The sequence below is a fragment of the Streptomyces cynarae genome (assembly GCF_025642135.1).
GTDB classification, from domain to species: domain Bacteria; phylum Actinomycetota; class Actinomycetes; order Streptomycetales; family Streptomycetaceae; genus Streptomyces; species Streptomyces cynarae.
The window spans coordinates 8,418,807-8,437,078 of the sequence record NZ_CP106793.1 but is presented as its reverse complement, the minus strand read 5'-3'; the positions used below and the strand labels follow the sequence as shown (position 1 = coordinate 8,437,078).

At 70.7% G+C, this 18,272-nt stretch carries 18 protein-coding genes; 13 read left to right on the top strand and 5 right to left on the bottom strand.

What is annotated here, in order from left to right; translation table 11 throughout:
* Window positions 1–15: 15 nt before the first annotated feature.
* Window positions 16–978 (bottom strand): prolyl aminopeptidase, encoded by a 963-nt coding sequence (pip, locus tag N8I84_RS38060; RefSeq protein ID WP_263234075.1) that lies wholly within the window; start codon window positions 976–978, stop codon window positions 16–18.
* 382 nt (window positions 979–1,360) lie between these two features.
* Between pip and N8I84_RS38055 the strand changes: the two genes are divergently transcribed.
* On the top strand, window positions 1,361–2,551 hold the full coding sequence (locus tag N8I84_RS38055) for a PP2C family protein-serine/threonine phosphatase (protein ID WP_263234074.1): 1,191 nt from the start codon (window positions 1,361–1,363) through the stop codon (window positions 2,549–2,551).
* Between the two features lie 24 nt (window positions 2,552–2,575).
* Here N8I84_RS38055 and N8I84_RS38050 read toward each other — a convergent pair whose 3' ends face one another.
* The gene (locus N8I84_RS38050) at window positions 2,576–3,337 is read right to left on the bottom strand and encodes an ATP-binding cassette domain-containing protein (protein WP_263234073.1); all 762 of its coding nucleotides are present in this window, start codon (window positions 3,335–3,337) and stop codon (window positions 2,576–2,578) included.
* 213 nt (window positions 3,338–3,550) lie between these two features.
* On the opposite strand from N8I84_RS38050, the gene N8I84_RS38045 reads away from it, so the two are divergent.
* Window positions 3,551–4,585: a substrate-binding domain-containing protein gene (locus N8I84_RS38045; RefSeq protein WP_263234072.1), complete on the top strand. Its 1,035-nt coding sequence runs from the start codon at window positions 3,551–3,553 to the stop codon at window positions 4,583–4,585.
* A gap of 59 nt (window positions 4,586–4,644) precedes the next feature.
* Window positions 4,645–5,655 carry an ABC transporter permease gene (locus N8I84_RS38040; RefSeq protein ID WP_263234071.1) on the top strand — a complete coding sequence of 337 codons (1,011 nt, stop codon included), beginning with the start codon at window positions 4,645–4,647 and terminating at the stop codon, window positions 5,653–5,655.
* A 32-nt stretch (window positions 5,656–5,687) separates the two neighbouring features.
* Here the strand turns inward: N8I84_RS38040 and N8I84_RS38035 are convergent, their stop codons facing one another.
* The gene (locus N8I84_RS38035; protein ID WP_263234070.1) at window positions 5,688–6,539 is read right to left on the bottom strand and encodes a hypothetical protein; all 852 of its coding nucleotides are present in this window, start codon (window positions 6,537–6,539) and stop codon (window positions 5,688–5,690) included.
* Between the two features lie 335 nt (window positions 6,540–6,874).
* Here N8I84_RS38035 and N8I84_RS38030 point away from each other — a divergent pair, with 335 nt between their 5' ends.
* Entirely contained in the window at window positions 6,875–7,363 is a 489-nt protein-coding gene (locus N8I84_RS38030; RefSeq protein WP_263234069.1) for a universal stress protein, read from the top strand.
* A 114-nt stretch (window positions 7,364–7,477) separates the two neighbouring features.
* Here the strand turns inward: N8I84_RS38030 and N8I84_RS38025 are convergent, their stop codons facing one another.
* Window positions 7,478–8,194: a hypothetical protein gene (locus N8I84_RS38025; RefSeq protein WP_263234068.1), complete on the bottom strand. Its 717-nt coding sequence runs from the start codon at window positions 8,192–8,194 to the stop codon at window positions 7,478–7,480.
* A gap of 313 nt (window positions 8,195–8,507) precedes the next feature.
* On the opposite strand from N8I84_RS38025, the gene N8I84_RS38020 reads away from it, so the two are divergent.
* From N8I84_RS38020 to N8I84_RS37985, 8 genes are all read left to right on the top strand, one after another.
* Window positions 8,508–9,212, top strand: a complete 705-nt coding sequence (locus N8I84_RS38020; protein WP_263234067.1) for a hypothetical protein — start codon at window positions 8,508–8,510, stop codon at window positions 9,210–9,212.
* Window positions 9,213–9,251: 39 nt separating this feature from the next.
* Window positions 9,252–9,869 carry a nucleoside/nucleotide kinase family protein gene (locus tag N8I84_RS38015; protein WP_263234066.1) on the top strand — a complete coding sequence of 206 codons (618 nt, stop codon included), beginning with the start codon at window positions 9,252–9,254 and terminating at the stop codon, window positions 9,867–9,869.
* A 101-nt stretch (window positions 9,870–9,970) separates the two neighbouring features.
* Window positions 9,971–10,648 (top strand): hypothetical protein, encoded by a 678-nt coding sequence (locus N8I84_RS38010; RefSeq protein WP_263234065.1) that lies wholly within the window; start codon window positions 9,971–9,973, stop codon window positions 10,646–10,648.
* A gap of 155 nt (window positions 10,649–10,803) precedes the next feature.
* Window positions 10,804–11,049, top strand: a complete 246-nt coding sequence (locus N8I84_RS38005) for a ferredoxin (protein ID WP_263234063.1) — start codon at window positions 10,804–10,806, stop codon at window positions 11,047–11,049.
* Window positions 11,039–12,433 (top strand): NAD(P)/FAD-dependent oxidoreductase, encoded by a 1,395-nt coding sequence (locus N8I84_RS38000; RefSeq protein WP_263234062.1) that lies wholly within the window; start codon window positions 11,039–11,041, stop codon window positions 12,431–12,433. Before N8I84_RS38005 ends, N8I84_RS38000 begins: the two co-directional genes overlap by 11 nt.
* 57 nt (window positions 12,434–12,490) lie before the next feature.
* Window positions 12,491–13,732 (top strand): cytochrome P450, encoded by a 1,242-nt coding sequence (locus tag N8I84_RS37995; protein ID WP_263234061.1) that lies wholly within the window; start codon window positions 12,491–12,493, stop codon window positions 13,730–13,732.
* Between the two features lie 69 nt (window positions 13,733–13,801).
* Entirely contained in the window at window positions 13,802–14,887 is a 1,086-nt protein-coding gene (locus tag N8I84_RS37990) for a YihY/virulence factor BrkB family protein (RefSeq protein ID WP_263234060.1), read from the top strand.
* Window positions 14,888–15,053: 166 nt separating this feature from the next.
* Window positions 15,054–16,247 (top strand): hypothetical protein, encoded by a 1,194-nt coding sequence (locus tag N8I84_RS37985; RefSeq protein WP_263234058.1) that lies wholly within the window; start codon window positions 15,054–15,056, stop codon window positions 16,245–16,247.
* Between the two features lie 62 nt (window positions 16,248–16,309).
* Here the strand turns inward: N8I84_RS37985 and N8I84_RS37980 are convergent, their stop codons facing one another.
* Entirely contained in the window at window positions 16,310–16,789 is a 480-nt protein-coding gene (locus tag N8I84_RS37980; RefSeq protein WP_263234057.1) for an SRPBCC family protein, read from the bottom strand.
* A gap of 179 nt (window positions 16,790–16,968) precedes the next feature.
* Between N8I84_RS37980 and N8I84_RS37975 the strand changes: the two genes are divergently transcribed.
* Entirely contained in the window at window positions 16,969–18,150 is a 1,182-nt protein-coding gene (locus tag N8I84_RS37975; RefSeq protein ID WP_263234056.1) for a PP2C family protein-serine/threonine phosphatase, read from the top strand.
* Window positions 18,151–18,272: the final 122 nt, after the last annotated feature.

The window sequence follows — 18,272 nt, the reverse complement described above, 5'->3', positions numbered from 1 at the left end:
CGGCGCGCGGCGCGGTCAGTGGTGTGCGTAGGCGTCCGTCGCCGCTACCAGTGCGTCCACCACGCCGGATGCCCCCGTCGTGTGTCCCGCGTCGTCCACCACGATCAGCTCGCTGTCCGGCCAGGCGCGGTGGAGCCGCCATACCGTGCCGAGCAGATTGCCGAAGTCCAGGCTGCCCTGGACCAGGGTGCCGGGAACGCCTTTCAGGAGGGGGGCGTCGCGGAGGACGACGCCCTCGTCGTTGCCGTCGCCCAGGAAGTGGTCGTTGCCCCAGTAGTGGGTGACCGTCCGGGCGAAGCCCATGCGGAACACGGGGTCCTCGTAGCGCTCGACCGAGCGCGGCGGCGCCGGGATCGTCGCCGTCTCCCAGTCGGTCCATGCCCGCGCCGCGCGGGACCGTACCTCGGGGTCCGGCGACTCGATCAGCCGGTTGCAGGCCGCCGCGAGGTTTCCCTCCCGGTCCTCCTCGGGCAGCGCGGCCAGGAAGCGCTGGAAAGCGTCCGGGAAGAACCGCCCGAGTCCCCTGGTGAGCAGGGCCACTTCCCGGTTCGAGCCCGTCGCGACCGCGGTCAGGACCAGTTCCGACACCGCCTGCGGGTGCGTCTGCGCGTAGCGGAGCCCGAGCACCGAGCCCCATGACACACCCCAGACGAGCCATCGTTCGATTCCCAGGTGCCGCCGCAGCCGCTCCAGGTCGGCGATGAGGTGGGCCGTCGTGTTGACGCTCATGTCGGTGTCGTACGCGCTCGCGTGCGGGGTGGAACGGCCGCAGCCACGCTGGTCGAGCAGCACGATGCGGTACGCCGCAGGATCGCAGTACCGCCGGTATCCCGCCCCGCACCCCGAACCCGGGCCGCCGTGCAGCATGACTGCGGGCTTGCCGCGCGGGTTCCCGCAGACCTCCCAGTAGACGCGGTTGCCGTCACCGACGTCGAGCATGCCGTGGTCGTACGGTTCGATCTCCGGATACAACCCCATCGCAGCACCGTAAGGCCTGCGACGGCACTGTGGCTCCCCCTTTTCCCGCACCTTCGGGGCACCGCGACCGGGCGGTCCGCGCCCAGCGGTTTCCGCCGGCCGGCCGTCGTGCGCGGTGCGGCTCGGCATCCCCCGCACGGATCACAACGTCTAGGATTGCACTGAAGATCCGGGTATGCCCCCTGCCCGAGCAGTCGTCGGATGGCTCTGTCGAGCCGCACCGAGCCCGTGGTCTTGATCGGGCTCTGCCAGGAGTTCTCGTGAACAGGCCGTGTGAAGGGATCCGCCCGGGCTGCGGCCCGGTCCCGCGAGGCGCCCTCGTGCGCCGGCCCGGTCGCGCGGTATGTCCGCCGCCCCTGTTCCGTGCCGACGGGGGCGTGCGATGAGGTGGTCGGCGCGCCGGGAGGCCGAGAGCCGCCGGGCGCCGCGGCTCAGCAGCACCGGCCTGCAGATGCCGCGCCCGCCTCTTTGGCTGCGCTGGCTGCCGGCGATCTACGTCGCGGGCGTCCTGGTGCTCGAGCCGGTCACTCCGGTGCAGTGGCCGGTGAGCTTCCTGCTGATCGCCCTGCCCGTGGTCGCCGCCTACGCCCACGGCCCCGCCGCGGTCGCCGCCGTCACGGTCTTCGCCGTCGGGTTCGAGGCTCTGCTGGCCGGCACCCCGTGCTGCGCGGGCCGCGACGTGGGGTATCTGTGGGAGCGCCACTACGTGGCCTCTTACATCTCCACCGTGCTGGTCGGCCTCCTCGGCACGATCATGGCAGCGAGCCGGATGCGTCGGGAGCGCACCCTCGCCACCGTACGATCCGTGGCCGAGACGGCACAGCGGGTGCTGTTGCGCCCCGTGCCGCGGCGCCTCGGGCAGGTGTCGATCGAGACGCTGTACCTGTCCGCCGCCGCGGAGGCGCGGATCGGTGGTGATCTGTACGAGGCGGTGCCCACCGCGCACGGGGTCCGCCTCCTCATCGGTGACGTCCGGGGCAAGGGCCTGGTGGCGGTGGAGACGGCCGCCACGATGCTCGGCGCCTTCCGTGAGGCCGCCCATGACGAACCCGACCTGGCCGGGGTGGCGCGCCGGGTCGAGCGGAGCATGACCCGCAGGGCCACGGAGCTCGCGGGCAGCGAAGTGGCGGAGCGCTTCGTCACCGCGGTGTTCGCCGAGGTCCCCGATCACGAGCCCGTGGTCCGCATCGTCAACTGCGGCCACCCCCCTCCCCTGCTCATCGGCCCACACGGGGTCACCGAGCTGGACTCGGCCGACCCCTCACCGCCCATCAACCTCGGCGTTCTGGTCGGGGACGACTACCACGTCGAGGTGAGCCCGTTCCGTCCCGGCGAGCAGCTGCTGCTGTACACCGACGGCGTCACGGAGACGCGCGACCGTACGGGGGCGTTCTACCCGCTGGCCGAGCGGGTCCGCTCCTGGGGCGCTCTGCCTCCCGGGGAACTTCTCGACCGTCTGCACCAGGATCTGCTGGCCTACAGCGACGCGAACCTCGACGACGACACCGCCGCGCTCGCCGCCTACCGCCTTCCCGGTGACCTCCACCGGGAGACCGGACCGCACCGGCGGTGACCGTCGCGCCGTCGCGGTGGCCGGTCAGGGGCTGCTGGTGACGCCGATGATCGAGGAGATGATCCGGTCCTGGGGGGTGGTCGGCACATGGAAGAAGCCGTTGTTGCAGCCGAGCCGCAGCACCGCGGCACGATCCGCGAGGGCCTTGACGTCTCCCATGTTGTGGCTGATGAGGATGACACCGACGCCGTGTTCGCGCAGTTCGTCGACCAGGTCGAGGACGTGGCCGGCCTGCTGGACGCCGAGTGACGCGGTCGGCTCGTCCAGGAGGACGGCCTTCGGATCGCCGAGCAGTGCCCGGGAGATCGCGACAGTCTGCCGCTGCCCTGCCGACAGGGAGGCGACCGGGGTGCGCATGTCCGGGACGCGGATACCCATGGCGTCCAGCTGCCGCCGTGCCTCCCTGCGCATGCCGCCCTTGTCCATCAGCCGCAGGAGACGGCCGAGGGCGCCGGGGCGCCTCTGTTCGCGTCCCAGGTAGAGGTTCTCGGCGACATCGAGGCCGTCGCACAGGGCGAGGTTCTGGTACACCGTCGCGATACCCAGGTGGCGGGCGGCCCGGGGCGTCCTGATCTGCACGGCCTGGCCCTCCCACTCGATGACCCCCTGGTCGGCGGTGACGACGCCCGCGATGATCCGGACGAGAGTGGACTTGCCCGCGCCGTTGTCCCCCAGGAGGGCGACGACCTCCCCCCTGTGGACCTCCAGCTCGACGTCCTTGAGTGCCTGCACGGCGCCGAACCGCTTGGAGATGCCGCGCAGCGCCAGCAGAGGCGGCTCAGTCACATGAACCTCACCTTCTGCGTACGGCAGGGGTGACGCCGTACTGCCGGACTGATCACCAGGGTATCCGAGCCATGGCCCCTTCAGGACGGATAAGGCATAGAGGGGCAAGAGCGTCGAATACCCGTTATCTGCGCATTTACTAATAATCTCGGCTCATGATGGAGGTCACAGAGGCTCGTGTGACGCCGGCTCCGGCCGGAGGAGGGCTGACCCATGACACACGACCGTGCGGGCCACGAACGCACCCGGCGGCGCCGCCGACGAGGGGTGACGCTCCTTGTGGCGGGGGCGCTGGTGAGCGGTGCCGTCGCCTGCGGCGGGGCGGACGGCAGCGGTGGCCAGGGGGCGCACCAGATCACCATCGGCCTGGTGACCAAGACCGAGGCCAATCCGTTCTTCGTGGCGCTGCGCCATGCCGCCACGGCCGCGGCGCACAGGAACGACGCCCGGTTGATCGCTCTCGCCGGCAAGTTCGACGGGGACAACGAGGGTCAGGTGAACGCGGTGGAGAGCCTCATCGCGCGCGGTGTGAACGGCATTCTCATCACGCCGTCGAACACGACGGGGATCCTGGGCGCGATCAGGGAGGCACGTCGGCAGGGCATCCTGGTGATCGCGCTGGACACCGCGACACAGCCGGAGAACGCGGTCGACGCCACGTACGCGACGGACAACTTCAAGGCCGGCCGCCTGCAGGGGGCGTATCTCAAGGCGCTGCTCGCCGGCCGGGCTCCCAAGGTGTTCGTGCTGGACGGCACGCCGGGCTCGGAGGTCAGCCAGGACCGCCACGACGGGTTCCTCGACGGCTTCGGGCTCAAGGACGGCTCACCGGCGATCATCGGCCAGGCGAACGCCAATGGCGACCGGAACACGGCCCAGGCCGCGACGGAGAACCTGCTTCTGCGCGCGAGCGACGTCAACACCATCTACACCATCAACGAGCCGGTGGCGGGCGGGGCGTACGAGGCCATCACGGACCGGGGGCTGACCCGTCAGGTGACCATCGGCTCCATCGACGGCTCATGTGACGGGGTCCGTGACGTCAAGGCGGGCACTCTCGCGGCGACCGTCATGCAGTTCCCGGTCGGGATGGCGACCGACGGAGTGGACGCGGTGGTCGCCTTCGCCAAGAGCGGGGTGAGGCCGTCCGGTTTCACGGACACGGGCACGGTGCTCATCACGGACAGGCCGGTGCGCGGTCTGCCGTCGCAGAGCACGGCCTGGGGGCTCCAGCACTGCTGGGGATGACGTACTCCAGTCACCGAGTCACCGACTCACCGAGCGGGTCGAAGGGATCGGAACAGCACATGAGGTCACCCGTCACCACCCCCGCCGCCGGCGGTGATGCGCGCCCCCGGCCGCGTGACATGCTCCGGTACGCCTTTCGCACGCCGGCCATCGGCCCGCTGGCGGCTCTGGTCGTCGCTGTGGTGGCGTTCGCGGTCACCACGGAGACGTTCCTGACACCGCAGAACCTGTCGCTGGTGCTGCAGCAGTCCATCGTGGTCGGCACACTGGCGCTGGGCCAGTCACTGATCATCCTCACCGCGGGCATCGACCTCGCGAACGGCGCCATCGCGGTGCTCGGCACGATCGTCATGGCCAAACTGGTCTTGGACGGCGGCAACCCCGTGACGGCACTGGTGCTCGGCCTGGTCGCGGCCACCCTCGTCGGACTGGTGAACGGGCTGCTCGTGTCCCGGCTGCGCCTGCCGCCCTTCATCGTGACGCTGGGGGCGCTGACCGTCGTCTACGCCGTCGCCAGACTGTACTCGCAGTCCCGCAGCTATCCGGTCACCTCCGGCCTGCTCCTCTTCTGGGGCAACGGTCTCGGCGTCGGCGGCATGTTCCTCACCTGGGGGACCTTTCTGCTCGTGGGCCTGTACGGGTTCTTCTGGTACGTCCTCACCCAGACCGCGTGGGGCCGGCACATCTACGCCGTCGGCAACGCACCGGAGTCCGCCCGCCTGACCGGCATCGACGTACGGCGCACGGTCCTCTCGGTGTACGTCACGGCCGGGTTGCTCTACGGCGTCGCCGCCTGGCAGTCCCTCGGCCGTATCCCGAACGCCGACCCCAACTCGTACCAGACGGCGAACCTGGAGAGCATCACCGCAGTCGTCCTCGGCGGCACCAGCCTCTTCGGCGGCCGCGGAAGCGTCATCGGCACGCTCATCGGGGCGCTCATCGTCAATGTGCTGCGTTCCGGACTCACCCAGGCGGGTATCGACAGCCTCTACCAGGATGTGGCGACCGGAACCCTCGTCGTCGTGGCGGTCGGTGTGGACCAGATCCTCCGCAGGAGCGGCCCGCGGTGATGCCGGGGCGCGTCACGGCCGGTTGACGGACATCAAGGTGTTCCGGTCGGTGTGTCCATCGACTTCGACGAACCGGTGAACGTGCGCTGCTGGGGCAGCTTCACAGCTGACGGCTCGTCATACGAAGTGGGCGGTGCAGTGGGGGTACGTTCGCCGTCGGCCTGCACCGGCGCCTTGGCGGGCCCGCTCCCGATCCGCAGTACCGACCACACCCGTCGCCGCAGGCTGCGGCCGTGTCCGTGGAGCAGTCCCAGGACGATCGCCGCGGCCACCGCGATCAGGTGCTCCCGGCCGGCCAGGTTCGGTATGGCGATGGACTCCCACACCATCGACCCGCCGGTGAGGGTGAACACGATGGGGGCGCGCCGGACGACGGAGAGGTAGGTGAACAGGCCCACGACCGCGGCGGACGGTCCCGTGTCGAGTACCCGCCCGATCTCGGGCGGCAGCCCCAGCCCCCACCAGCCCGGCCCCAGCGCGATCATCACCCGTACGGTGAGGGTGCCGGCAAGGGTGGTCGCGTACGCGACGGCCAGTGTGCGGGCGCGGCCCAACGCCAGTTCGGCCAGGGCGAAGGCGAGGAACAGCTGGGTGATGCCGGCCCAGACCGGCAGGTCCAGGGCGGGGACGTACAGCGACACGGGGGTGCGTAACAGGGCCAGCCACAGCGGCAGATCGGCGTAGACGCCGCCCAGGAGCCGTACCGCCACCGCGCCGGTCGGATGCTGCGCGACCGCGTGGAAGAAGATGACACCGAAGGCCGCGACGAAGGCCAGCAGGAGCCCGGACAGCCCGCGCCGCAGCAGTTGCCGTACCGGATCGACGACGATACCGTGCCACTCGCCCCGCACCGTGCGCACGATGAACAACGCGAACCGGCGCACTGCGACGGCCGCTCCGTCCGTGGCGCCGTCGCCTGTGGCGGACGGCGCCCTACCGCCGTGTGGTCCGCTGCCCCGTGTGCCGTGGTCCTCGGCACGGTTGTGAGGCCTTTCCACCCCTTGACGCAAGGACTTCCCCCCCAACGCCCCCAGAGCGCACAATTGTACGGGTCTGAAATCTAGCCCCCCGTCCCGGTAATACCGGGTTGCGGACCCCGTGTCGCGGTGGGCGGTTCGGGGCGGTGGCCTTTCCGGCCGGGCTTCTTGCCACCCCTCGGCGTTGTGGGGATTCTGCACACGATCGGCACCCGACCCACCACGCCACACCGGAGCCGCCCATGAGCGCCGTCGTCTGGATCACCGAAGGGACCTGGCCCGCCTGCGTGGACGCCGCGCTCGGCCGCGCCGCCCCCGGCGAGGAGATCGTGCTGCTGTACGTGCGCGACGACACGGTCGCCGAGACGGCGCACGGCGCGTTCGCCGGGCTCCTCGGCCGTGGTCGTCCCGAGCGGGATCCCGGGCACCGCATCGAGGGGCTGTCGGAGTCGGCCGCGCGGCGCCTGCTCGATGCCGCGGCGCGGCGTCTGGGGCGCCCGGCCCGCCAGGTCCTCACCCATGGCCGTACCGAGCGGAAGGTCGTCGAGGAGGCCACCGGTGCGGGTCTGCTGATCTGCGCACGGGACGGCGACCGTTCCCGGCTCGGCCCGCACAGCCTCGGCCCCGCCACTCGCTTCGTGGTCGACCACGCGCCCTGTCCTGTTCTGCTGGTGTGGCCGGAAGAGGCCCCGTCGACGGAGTTGCCGCCGCCTCCACCGCCTCATCGCTGACTCAGCGTGTCACCGTGTCACCGAGGCCCGGACAGACCGGAACCCCGGCCCGATTCCGGCGGGCCGGGGTTCTCGTTGTTGGCGTCAGACGGGTGGCTCGGTTACGCCCTCCCGTCAGTCGTCGTGGTCGTGGTCGTTGTCGTGGTCGTGGTCGTGGTCGTGGTCACGGTCACGGTCGCGGTCGCGGCCGTAGCCGTCGTGTTCGAAGGCGCTGCAGCGGTCGCCGCGGAAGCCCTCGCCGCCACCGAAGTCGTCATCGTCGCCGAAGCCCTCGCCGAAGCCACGACCGCCGCGGCGGTCGCAGATCACGCGGAAGCTGCCCACCACGCCGTGCTTGACCTTCACGCCACCGTGGACGGGGTGCGGATGCACGCCGTCGCTCTGGCTCCACGGGCCGACGACGGCGATGGGAGCACCGTTGTCGCAGGTGACCCCTCTGAACACCTCGACGGTGTGCCTGCTGTCGTTGACGATGTTGATGCTGTTGGAGCCGAGGCCACTGAGGATGGGCACGCAGCCGTCCGGGATGGCCGGGAAGTCCCGCTCGTTGATGTGGATCCGGCCGATGTGGCGCAGGCGCAGGTGGCGGTGGTGGTGACGGTAGTGGTGCTCGCCCTCGTTGCCCTTGGCGTTGTTGTTGTTGTCGTTGTTGTTGTTGCCGTTGTTGTTGTTGCCGTTGCCCTCGAGGGCGGCGGCCGGCGCGGCGGCCTGCTGGACGACCGAGGCCGAGTGGGCGGGCTCGGACGCGGCCGAAGCGTAGGTGATGCCAGTGGCCACCAGGGCCGCACCGGCTGCGATCGCGGCGGTTACTGCAGTGGAACGCGTTGCCATGTCACTTCTCCTGTCTCAGACACGTCGGCTGTGAACCGATGCGAGACTGAAGTTACATATCGCCGCGTAGCTGACCGCATCCGACATACCGACCATATGACGAACTACCCTGTCGGAGTAACGGCCGCTCTCGCGGCCTTCCGGGCAACAAGGCTGGAGCCCCGCTCATGCGCTGATGAGGCGTCAACGCAGCGCCGAGACGTACGACCGACTACGGACCGAGGAACAAGCACCTCCCCTCGCCCGTACCATCTGTGCACCGGGGGGACACCGTGCAGCAACATCGCCGTAGGCGAGAAAGGTGAGTCACGCCATGTCCGAGACCACGACCGCGACTTCCGGACTGACATCGCAGTACGCCGCCCAAGTGGCCGGCGATCTCGAGCGCAATGTGAAGGAGCAGGAACGCATCAGTGCCGAAATCACCGCTCTGCAAGAGCAGTTGGCGACGCTGCAGCACGACCACGCGGTGCTGGTGACCATGCAGAACGCACTCGGTGTTCCGACGGCACCCGTGGAGCCCGTCGCCGCGCCCGACAGCGCCACGGTGCCCGCTCCGCGGAAGAAGTCCCCTGCCGGATCCGGCACGGGCAGGCAACCGCAGGCGAAGAAGAAGGCCGCCGCAGGGCAGACGCGTGCGACGGACCGGAAGACCGCCGGCAAGAAGGCCGCGGGCAAGAAGACGGAAGCCGGGAAGGCCGAGACCACCAAGACGGCGACCACCAAGACGGAGGCGGCCCAGCCCACGCTGGTCGAACTCGTGCGCGCCCACCTCAGCGAGCAGAGTGAGCCGCGTTCCGCCGCGGAGGTCGCCGACGCGCTCGGCAAGGCCCACCCCGAGCGTGGCATCAAGACCACCGTCGTGCGGTCCACGCTAGAAGGGCTCGTGGCCAAGAAGCACGCCCAGCGCGCCAAGCAGGGAACCGCTGTCTTCTACACGGCACCGGACGCCGCCGAACCGACCACGGCGATCGAGGCCGAGGACGGGCCGGAGGAGGCCGGTAAGGCCGCCAAGTAAGGCTCGTGCCGCCTTCCGGCGATCGCTAGGGTCGCCGGTATGGGTGCGATGCGTGTGATGCTGATCGGCGGGACGTCGAATGTCGGGAAGTCCACTGTCGCCCGGGAGTTGGCGGACAGACTCGGGTTCGCGTACCGATCGACGGACGGGCTGGCGCGGCACCCGGGGAGGCCGTGGCGGACTCCGGAGCGGGAGGTGCCGGCGCATGTCACCGAACACTACGCGGCCCTGACGGTCGAGGAGTTGACCAGGTCGGTGCTCGGTCACTACCAGCGACTCCGGCCCCGCGTCGAGGAGTTGATCGCGGCCCATGCCGATGAGGACGGCACCGGGTCCGGCCTGGTCCTCGAGGGGTCGGCGCTCCTGCCCGATCACGTCGCGCGGTTGCCGGGTTCGGGCACGGGCGCGGTATGGCTCACCGCGGACGTGTCCGTCGTACGGGCGCGGGTGTACGCGGCCGGGCAGTACGACGCGGCCACGCCGTCGGAGCGGCTTGTGATGGACAAGTTCGTGGCCCGTTCCGAACGCTTTCAGAGCATCGTCCTCGACGCCGTCGACAGGCTCGGGCTGACCCGCCTCGACGTGGGTGACGGCCGGCCGGTCGGCGAGGTGGCCGACGCCGTGCTCGACGCCGTCGACGTGCGGGAAAGGGGGTGAGCCTCGCCCAGGACGATCTGCCGTTCGGGCGCGTCCTGGTGGCGAGCCTTCCCGCACGGCGGCTTGCTGGTGCCAGGGGCACCGGAAGGAGTGAGCCGCGTATGACCGAGACCCGGGCAGGGCAGCAGGCGTTGCAGACCCCGCGGGCCGCCGGGCTGGCCGGAGTCGTGTTCGCGCTGCTGCTCGCGGCGGCCATGGTGCTGATCCGGCTGTCGATCCCCCAGGGCGCGGAGTCGGTCACCCTGCAGGGGCTCACGGACCCCACGCGGCGCAGCGCGGTGAAGGCGGCGCTGGCGCTGGTGCCGTTGGCCGGTATCTGCTTCCTGTGGTTCATGGGGGCGCTGCGGGCCCGTATGGGTGAGGCCGAGGACCAGTTCCTCGCCACCGTGTTCCTCGGCAGCGGGCTGGTCTTCGTGGCGACGCTGTTCGGGGTGGCCGCGGCCGCCGCGGGTGTGCTGGCCACCACGGACGCGCCCGGCGGCACTCCGGGCCTGCCCGCCTGGAACTTCGGCCGCCACTTCGCGTACACGCTGCTGACCGAGTACGCGACGCGGATGGCGGCGGTCTTCACCTGCTCCACGTCGGTCATCTGCCATCGCTTGAGACTCCTGCCGCGGTGGCTCAGTCTGCTGGGTTTCCTCACCTTCCTGACACTGCTGTTCGTCTCGGCCGGTGTGCCCTGGTCGGAGCTGGTGTTCCCGGGGTGGTCGCTCCTCGTCGGCGCCTTCGTCTTCGCTGCGGGCCCGAGCCCCCGGCCAGGCACCGCCGCGGCGTCGTAGCGGGGCGCCGACGGCTCACTCCTTCGGCGCGCCTCAGCGGGCGCGGCAGTGTCCGGTCCGGCGATGCTGGCGTGGGGGAGCTGACCGCCGTCCGACGGTTCCGCCGCGCAGCAGCGGCGCCCCGCGGACCTGGCCGCCGAAGGGGCGGAGGGCTCATGAGGCTTGTCGTCGATCTCAACAGGTGCCAGGGATATGCGCAGTGCGCGTTCCTCGCACCCGATGTCTTCGCCCTGCACGGCGAGGAGTCGCTGGTCTACAACCCCCAGGCCGAGGAGGGGCAGCGGGAGAGGCTGGCACGCGCCGTGGCGGCCTGCCCGGTGCAGGCCATCCTGGCCGACGGGCTGGACGACGTGGACGAGGAGCCCGCCGAGGCCGGGCAGGAGACGTCCCATGCCCGCTGAGGACTTCCTTCAATGGCTCAGGCGCGAGGGCCGGATCGTCATCGTGGGCGCCTCCCTGGCCGGGCTGCGGGCCGCCGAGACGCTGCGCGCCGAGGGTTTCGCCGGTTCGCTCACCATGATCGGTGACGAGCCGTACGAGCCGTACGACCGGCCGCCGCTGTCGAAGGCGGTGCTCCTCGGCAAGGCGTCACCGCACCGCACCGACCTGCCCCGGCGCCTCGAGATCGACGCCAAGTGGCGCCTGGGTGTCGCGGCGACCGGCCTCGACATGACGGCCAAACGGGTACGGCTGGCAGACGGGGACGAGGTGGAGTACGACCGGCTGCTGATCGCCACCGGTGTGCGTGCCCGGCCCTGGCCGAAGGAGTCGGAGGCCCAGCTGGACGGTGTCTTCGTGCTGCGCACGCGTGACGACGCAGCCGCCCTGCTGCGGAGGCTTCAGGCCTCCCCGCGCCGGGTGTTCGTCATCGGCGCCGGATTCACCGGTTCGGAGATCGCCTCCGCCTGCCGGGCGCAGGGCGTCGCGGTGACCCTCGCCGAGCGCGGGGGCGCACCGCTGGTGGGTGCCCTCGGCGGGGTGATCGGCGCGGTGGCCGCGGAGCTGCAGCGGGAGAACGGTGTGGACCTGCGGACCGGCGTCATGGTGACCGCGCTGGAGGGCGACTCGATGGGCCGGGTGCGGGCCGCCCATCTGTCCGACGGCAGCGTCGTCGAGACGGACGTCGTGGTCGTCTGCCTCGGCGCGACCCGCAACACCGAGTGGCTGGAGAGCTCCGGGCTCGGTGCGGGACCCCGGGGCATCGCCTGCGACGCGGGCTGCCGGGCCTTCGACTTCAGGGGCATCGTGACCGACGACGTCTACGTCGCCGGCGACGTGGCCCGCTCTCCGCATCCGCTGTTCGGCTATCAGTTCCTGTCGCTGGAGCACTGGGGCAACGCCGTCGCACAGGCCGAGGTGGCCGCCCACAACATGATCAGCAGCGGTGCGGACCGGCGTCCGCACCTGTGGGTGCCGGCCTTCTGGTCGTCGCAGTTCGGTGTGAACATCAAGTCGGTCGGTGTCCCGTCCATGGGCGAGCAGATCATGATCGCTCAGGGGTCGCTGGCCGAGCGCCGGTTCGTCGGGGTGTACGGCTACCAGGGCCGGGTCATCGCCGCGGTGAGCTTCGACAACACGCGGTGGCTCCAGTTCTACGAGCGGCTCATCGAGACGGCCACGCCGTTCCCGCTGGAGTTCCCGACGGTCGACCGCCGTCCCGAGGGCCGCCAGCCGGTGCCCGCCGACTTCCCCGACCCGTCCCTGCCGACGCACGGCCCGACCGTGACGCTCAGCGGTTACTCGCCGAGCGACCGCCGTCTGGTGTTCACCCCGGCCCGCCACTGACCGCCCCGGTCCCCGCGCCTCCCCCGCCCTGACGGACTTCACGCCCTAGGACCACTCATGACGCACGCCTCGCTCCTGCACCGGATCACCGATTACGCCAACCGCGCGAACCCCTATCCGCTGTACGAGGAGCTCCGGAGGACTCCGGTGCTGCACGAGGAGGACGGCGGTCCCTACCTCGTCGGTTCGTACTGGGACATCCTGGGCCTGCTGCATGACCCGCGGATCAGCTCGGACGCCGGCAACCTCGCCGCGGCGGGAGCCGACGAAGGGGTCGGGGCGGAGGAGACGGGACTGCCGCCGAGCTTCATCCGCCTCGACCCTCCGGAGCACGACCGGCTGCGGCGGATCGCCAACCGGTCCTTCGGGCCGCCGCACTGCCCCCGCCGGATCGACGCGATGCGCGGTGAACTCGCCGATATCGTCAGCGGGTTGATCGACGGCTTCGGGGACGCGCGGCAGATCGATGTGGTGGACCAGTTCGCGTACCCCTTCCCGGTGACCGTCATCTGCAGGCTGCTCGGGGTGCCTCGCGAGGACGAACCGCGCTTTCGCGCCTGGGTCGAACCGATCGTGGCCAGTCTGGATCCGCAGACGCAGACGGGTGAGAACGAGGCCGAACGCCTGCAGTCCACGCGGGAGGCACGGGTGCAACTGGGCCTGTATCTGGCGGAGCTGGTCGAGCAGCGGAGGAGGGAACCCGGGAACGACATGCTGTCCGAGCTGGTGACGAGCCACGGCCCGGACGGCCCGATGACGACGATGGAGGTGCTCAGCACGTCGGTGCTGCTGCTGATCGCGGGCCACGAGACGACGGTCAACCTGATCACCAACGGCATGCTGACCCTGCTGCGGTACCCCGAGTTCCTGCGCAAACTGCGCGACGACCCCGGCCTGGCCGTCAACGTGGTGGAGGAGCTGCTGCGTTACGAGCCTCCCGTGCAGCTCGTGCCGCAGCGGACCTCTATCGCGGACATCGAGGTGCGCGGGGTCACCATTCCGAAGGGTTCGAGGATCTGGCTCGTCCTGGCCGCGGGCAACCGCGACCCGGAGCGGTTCGAGGACCCCGACCGGTTCGATCCGTACCGGGGCGACATCCAGCACCTCGGCTTCGGCAGCGGCATCCACTCGTGTTTCGGTGCTCCGCTGGCGCGGCTGGAAGCGCAGATCGCGCTGTCCGAACTGGCCCGCAGGCTCGATGATCCCCGTCTCCTCGAGGACCCGCCGCCCTACCGGCAGAACGCGGTGCTGCGCGGGCCGCGCCATCTGGCCGTCGGCTTCGAGGGTGTGCGTCCCTAGGGGCGTCCGACAGTCGCCGTCGGCCGTGCCGGCGGAGTGGTCCGGCGCGCTCGGGTTACCCGCCGACCCATGACTCGGCTGCTGAAACGGGAAGACAAGGATCATCGAGCGCGCCATGGCCACGGACGGGGGGCGGCGGACCGCCGTACCGGGCCCGCCCCGGATTCCACCGACGCGCCGCCCGGACCGGACCCGGAGGTGGAGCGCAGGGCCCCCCAGGCGCCGACCGAGTTGCCCCGGCGCTCGTGGCGGGCGGTGCTCAGGGGCACGCTGCGCGAGTTCGGGAACGACGAACTGACCGACCGGGCCGCGGCCCTGACCTACTACGGGGTGCTGTCCCTCTTCCCGGCCCTGCTGGTGCTGGTGTCCCTGCTGGACATCGCCGGGCGGTCGGCGACCGACAAGGTGCTGGCCAGCCTCAAACAGTTCGCCCCGGGCGCGGCCCGGGACATCGTCACCCGGGCCGTGGCGCAGTTGCAGGGACACAGCGGCGCCGGGTCCGTGATGGCGTTCGTGGGCCTGGCGCTGGCGCTGTGGTCGGCGTCGGGTTACATCGGCGCGTTCATCCGCACCGCGAACGCCGTCTACGACATCCCCGAGGGCCGGCCCCTGTGGAAGGTCCTGCCCCTGCGGCTGGCGGTCACCGCCGTGCTCATGGTGCTGGCCCTGGCGAGCGCGCTGATCGTGGTGTTCACCGGCGGACTGGCGCACCAGGCGGGCACGGCACTGGGGATCGGGCACACGGCGCTCATGGTGTGGTCGATCGCCAAGTGGCCCGTCCTCGTCGCCCTGGTGACGATCATGCTGGCGATCCTTTACTGGGCCACGCCGAACGCCAAGGTCCACGGCTTCCGGTGGATCACACCGGGCAGCGTGCTGGCGCTGGTGCTCTGGATGGGCGCGTCCGGTGGGTTCGCGGTCTACGTCGCCGCCTTCTCCTCGTACAACAAGACCTACGGCACCATGGCGGGCGTCATCGTCTTCCTGGTGTGGCTGTGGATGGGCAATCTGGCGATCCTGCTGGGCCTGGAGTTCGACGCCGAGACCGCACGGCAGCGGGCCATCGCCGGCGGTCTTCCCCCCGACCAGGAGCCGTACACCGAGCCACGGGACACCCGCGCGTGGGACGAGGAGGACCGGCGCCGCGTGGACTGAAGAACGGCTCGGCCCGCCGGAAGAGCCCCGTTGCCCGCCCGTCGTTTCGTAAGTTCGCAAGCGGATGTCGGAAGGGAGCGAACCCCCGGACCGCTTCGATCATCTTCCTTCGGGGACCGTGGCGTTCCCGGTCGGTCGCAGGGGACAGGAGCCGAAAGGAAGGGCCGTGCCGGTCATCAGTCAGCGGGCGCACCTGGTGCTGCTCGCCGCCTGGACAATCCTCTGGTTCGCCGTGGTGGAGCGGCACGGCGGATTCTCCTGGCACTATCTGCAGCAGGGCGGGAAGCTGCTGTTTCAGGGCGCGGGCCGCGACGGCGGTCTGAACCTGTACGCGCACCACCCCGAGCTCCAGATGGGCCCGCTCAGCTTCCTGGTGGCGGGTGTGTTCAACCCGTTCCCCGACGACGTGGGACAGTTCCTGGCCGCCGCCCTGATGTCCGCGCTCGGCCTGGTGATCCTGGTCCTCGCCGGACGCAGCGCCGCCTCGTACTTCCTGGGCACGGGGACCAACCACCAGCGGCTGCGGCAGCGCGTGCTGATAGCGGGCCTGGCCTTCATCCCCATGTGGATCGAGGTGTCGGTCCGCTTCGGGCACCTCGACGACGTCCTGGCGCTTTTCTTCACCGCTCTGGCCGTACGCTCTGTCACCCTCGGCAACGCGGCGGGGACCGGCGTCTTCATGGCCCTGGCCATGGACTCCAAACCGACGGCACTGGCCTTCCTGCCGCTGCTGCTCGCGCTGCCCAGACATCAGTGGCTGCGGGCCGGTCTGTGGTGCGCGGGCCTGGTCGCGGTCGTCTGGCTGCCGTTCTTCATCGGCTCCCCGCACACGATGGCGGCGGCGCACTTCACCATCCCCAACCAGCCGGCGTCCGCGCTGCGCTGGCTCGGCGTCGGCGATCCCCAGACACCGCCCTGGGACCGTCCCGCGCAGGCCGTGGTGGGTCTGACGCTCGGCTGTGTCGCCGTCTGGCGCGGCCGCTGGGCCGCGGTGGTCCTGCTCGGCGCCAACGCGCGGATCGTGCTGGACCCCAGCGTCTACACGTACTACACCGCGTCCGTCCTGCTGGGCACGCTGCTGTGGGACGTGATCGGCCAGCGGCGCCTCGTCCCCTGGTGGAGCTGGATCGCGCTGCTCACCCTGTACGGCAGTGTGTTCGTCGTGCCCGACGACTCGGCCCGAGGTCTGATCCGTCTGGGCTTCGTGGCCGTCTCCACCGCCTACGTCCTCTTCTGGCCGGTACGCGACCGCGGCGACCGGCGCTCGCGCGGCCGGGGCCGGCCGCGACGGCCGACCACGCCCCCGGCGCAGCGGAGCCGGGACGCGACCCGCGGCGAGCCGGAGGCGACGCTCGGCTGACCGGCGCGCAAAGCGCCCCGGCCGCCGGGGAGGCGACCGAGGCGCTTTGGGGGTGGACGGTGTCAGATGGACGGGCCACCGGCGTCACCGGGCTGGATGCGACCGCGCCAGGCGCCGGACTCGCCGCCACGCTGCTCGATGAACTCCTTGAAGCGGCGCATGTCTCCCTTGACGCGCCGGTCGATCACTCCCAGCATGTCCGCGGTCTTCTCCGCGGCTCCACCGGGTTCGACATCCATCACGAGCTCCACGCGTGTGTGGGTGTCGTCCACGCGCTGGAATCGGACCGAACCCTTCTGCCGGGTGTCGCCGCTGGTGGTACGCCAGGTGATCCGCTCGTCGGGAAGCTGGTCGACGATCTCGGTGTCGAACTCCCGCCGCACTCCGCCGATCTTGGTGGTCCAGTGGTTGTGGCGGTCGTCGAGCTGCGTGACCTCCTCGACTCCCTCCATGAAGTTCGGGAACTCCTCGAACTGCGTCCACTGGTTGTAGGCAGCGCGAACCGGAACCTCGACTTCGACCGTTTCCTTGACCGTGCTCATCTGCGCCTCCTTCTCACTGATCGACCGCGGCGGGGTGTCGGCCCGCCGCATGGATCTCGGCACATTGCGGCGGGTACCCAAGGTCCGTCCGTTTACAGCTGCGGGATGAGATCGGTACGCGGGGCGCGGTGAGCGGCATGCGGTGGCCGGCCCACCGGGGGCGAGGCAGGGTGGAAGTCATGGGTCCCCGCCTGGACCTCGCCGGCCTGCGGCAGCAGTGGCACTCGAGCCATGCGCTGCTGTTGCTCCCGATCGCGCTCATCGTGGTCATCACGGTGGCGGACATCCACTCACCCACAAACGTCCACCTGGGACCGGCACTGGTGATCGCCCCGGCGCTCACCCTGTCGTTCGCCGGCCCCCGGCTGACGGGCCTCGTCGGGGCGCTGGCGGTGGCTGCACAGTTCCTCATCGCCGTTCTGCACGGCGGGCTGACCACCACCAACCACATCGTGCAGCTGCTCACCCTCGCGGTGCTGTCCACGCTGACCGTGATCTACGGCGCGATCCGCGACCGGCGACGCGCGCAGCTGGCCCAGGTCAGATCCGTGGCCGAGGCGGCGCAGCACGTGCTGCTGTGGCCGCTGCCGGAGCAGATCGGCTCCCTGAGGGTCGCCTGCCTGTACCTGGCCGCCGAGGACGAGGCGCAGATCGGCGGCGACCTGTACGCGGCGACGCGCACCGACGCCGCGGTACGCCTCCTGATCGGCGATGTACGCGGCAAGGGCCTGTCGGCGATCGGCGAGGCCGCGCTGTTGCTCGGCGCGTTCCGGGAGGCCGCCCACCGGCAGGCCTCCCTGCTGGAGCTGGCCGCCTCCCTGGAACACAGCGTGACCCGGTACCTCGCCGACTTCGAACCCCCCGAGGAGTTCGGGGAACGGTTCGCCACCGCCCTGCTGATGGAGATCTCCGACACGGACCCGATGACGTGGATGACCAGCTGCGGGCACCCCCCGCCGCTGCTGCTCAGTCCCGGGCATGTCGTCACGGTGCCGAGCGTGCACCCCGCTCCCCCGATGGGCATCGGCGGGCGGCCGGCGGACTACACGCTGGACGTGTTCTCCTTCGAACCCGGTGACACCCTCCTGCTGTACACCGACGGCGTGATCGAGGCGCGGGATGCGCACAACCTCTTCTATCCGCTGGCGGAACGCGTCGCCCAGTGGACGCAGACCAGCCCCGAGACGCTGCTGCACCACGTCCGGCGCGACCTCCTCGCCCATGCCGGCGGACGCCTCGACGACGACGCCGCCCTCATCGCCCTGCAACGCGCCCCCGTCACCCACCGGGGCAACCGACAGGGGCGGATCGTCCATGCCGACGGCTTCCGTCACCGCCCGGGACCGCGGACGGACGGGTGAAGGGACGGGTGAAGGGACCGCGCGTCGCAGGGCCCACCCGGCAGCCCCCCTTCGCCTCTTTGCGCGCACCGATGCGTTTCTTGGGCTGGGCACGGTGCGGAAGCCCCCTTCTGTACACGTTC

Bases quoted from the DNA above. Each gene is read 5' to 3' on its own strand.
- N8I84_RS38020 (WP_263234067.1), top strand. From the start codon at position 8,508: ATGTCCGAGACCACGACCGCGACTTCCGGACTGACATCGCAGTACGCC.
- N8I84_RS38000 (WP_263234062.1), top strand. From the start codon at position 11,039: ATGCCCGCTGAGGACTTCCTTCAATGGCTCAGGCGCGAGGGCCGGATC.
- N8I84_RS38030 (WP_263234069.1), top strand. From the start codon at position 6,875: ATGAGCGCCGTCGTCTGGATCACCGAAGGGACCTGGCCCGCCTGCGTG.
- N8I84_RS37990 (WP_263234060.1), top strand. From the start codon at position 13,802: ATGACTCGGCTGCTGAAACGGGAAGACAAGGATCATCGAGCGCGCCAT.
- N8I84_RS37995 (WP_263234061.1), top strand. From the start codon at position 12,491: ATGACGCACGCCTCGCTCCTGCACCGGATCACCGATTACGCCAACCGC.
- N8I84_RS38025 (WP_263234068.1), bottom strand. From the start codon at position 8,194: ATGGCAACGCGTTCCACTGCAGTAACCGCCGCGATCGCAGCCGGTGCG.
- N8I84_RS37980 (WP_263234057.1), bottom strand. From the start codon at position 16,789: ATGAGCACGGTCAAGGAAACGGTCGAAGTCGAGGTTCCGGTTCGCGCT.
- N8I84_RS38040 (WP_263234071.1), top strand. From the start codon at position 4,645: ATGAGGTCACCCGTCACCACCCCCGCCGCCGGCGGTGATGCGCGCCCC.
- N8I84_RS38010 (WP_263234065.1), top strand. From the start codon at position 9,971: ATGACCGAGACCCGGGCAGGGCAGCAGGCGTTGCAGACCCCGCGGGCC.
- N8I84_RS37975 (WP_263234056.1), top strand. From the start codon at position 16,969: ATGGGTCCCCGCCTGGACCTCGCCGGCCTGCGGCAGCAGTGGCACTCG.
- N8I84_RS38015 (WP_263234066.1), top strand. From the start codon at position 9,252: ATGGGTGCGATGCGTGTGATGCTGATCGGCGGGACGTCGAATGTCGGG.
- pip (WP_263234075.1), bottom strand. From the start codon at position 978: ATGGGGTTGTATCCGGAGATCGAACCGTACGACCACGGCATGCTCGAC.
- N8I84_RS38045 (WP_263234072.1), top strand. From the start codon at position 3,551: ATGACACACGACCGTGCGGGCCACGAACGCACCCGGCGGCGCCGCCGA.
- N8I84_RS38005 (WP_263234063.1), top strand. From the start codon at position 10,804: ATGAGGCTTGTCGTCGATCTCAACAGGTGCCAGGGATATGCGCAGTGC.
- N8I84_RS38055 (WP_263234074.1), top strand. From the start codon at position 1,361: ATGAGGTGGTCGGCGCGCCGGGAGGCCGAGAGCCGCCGGGCGCCGCGG.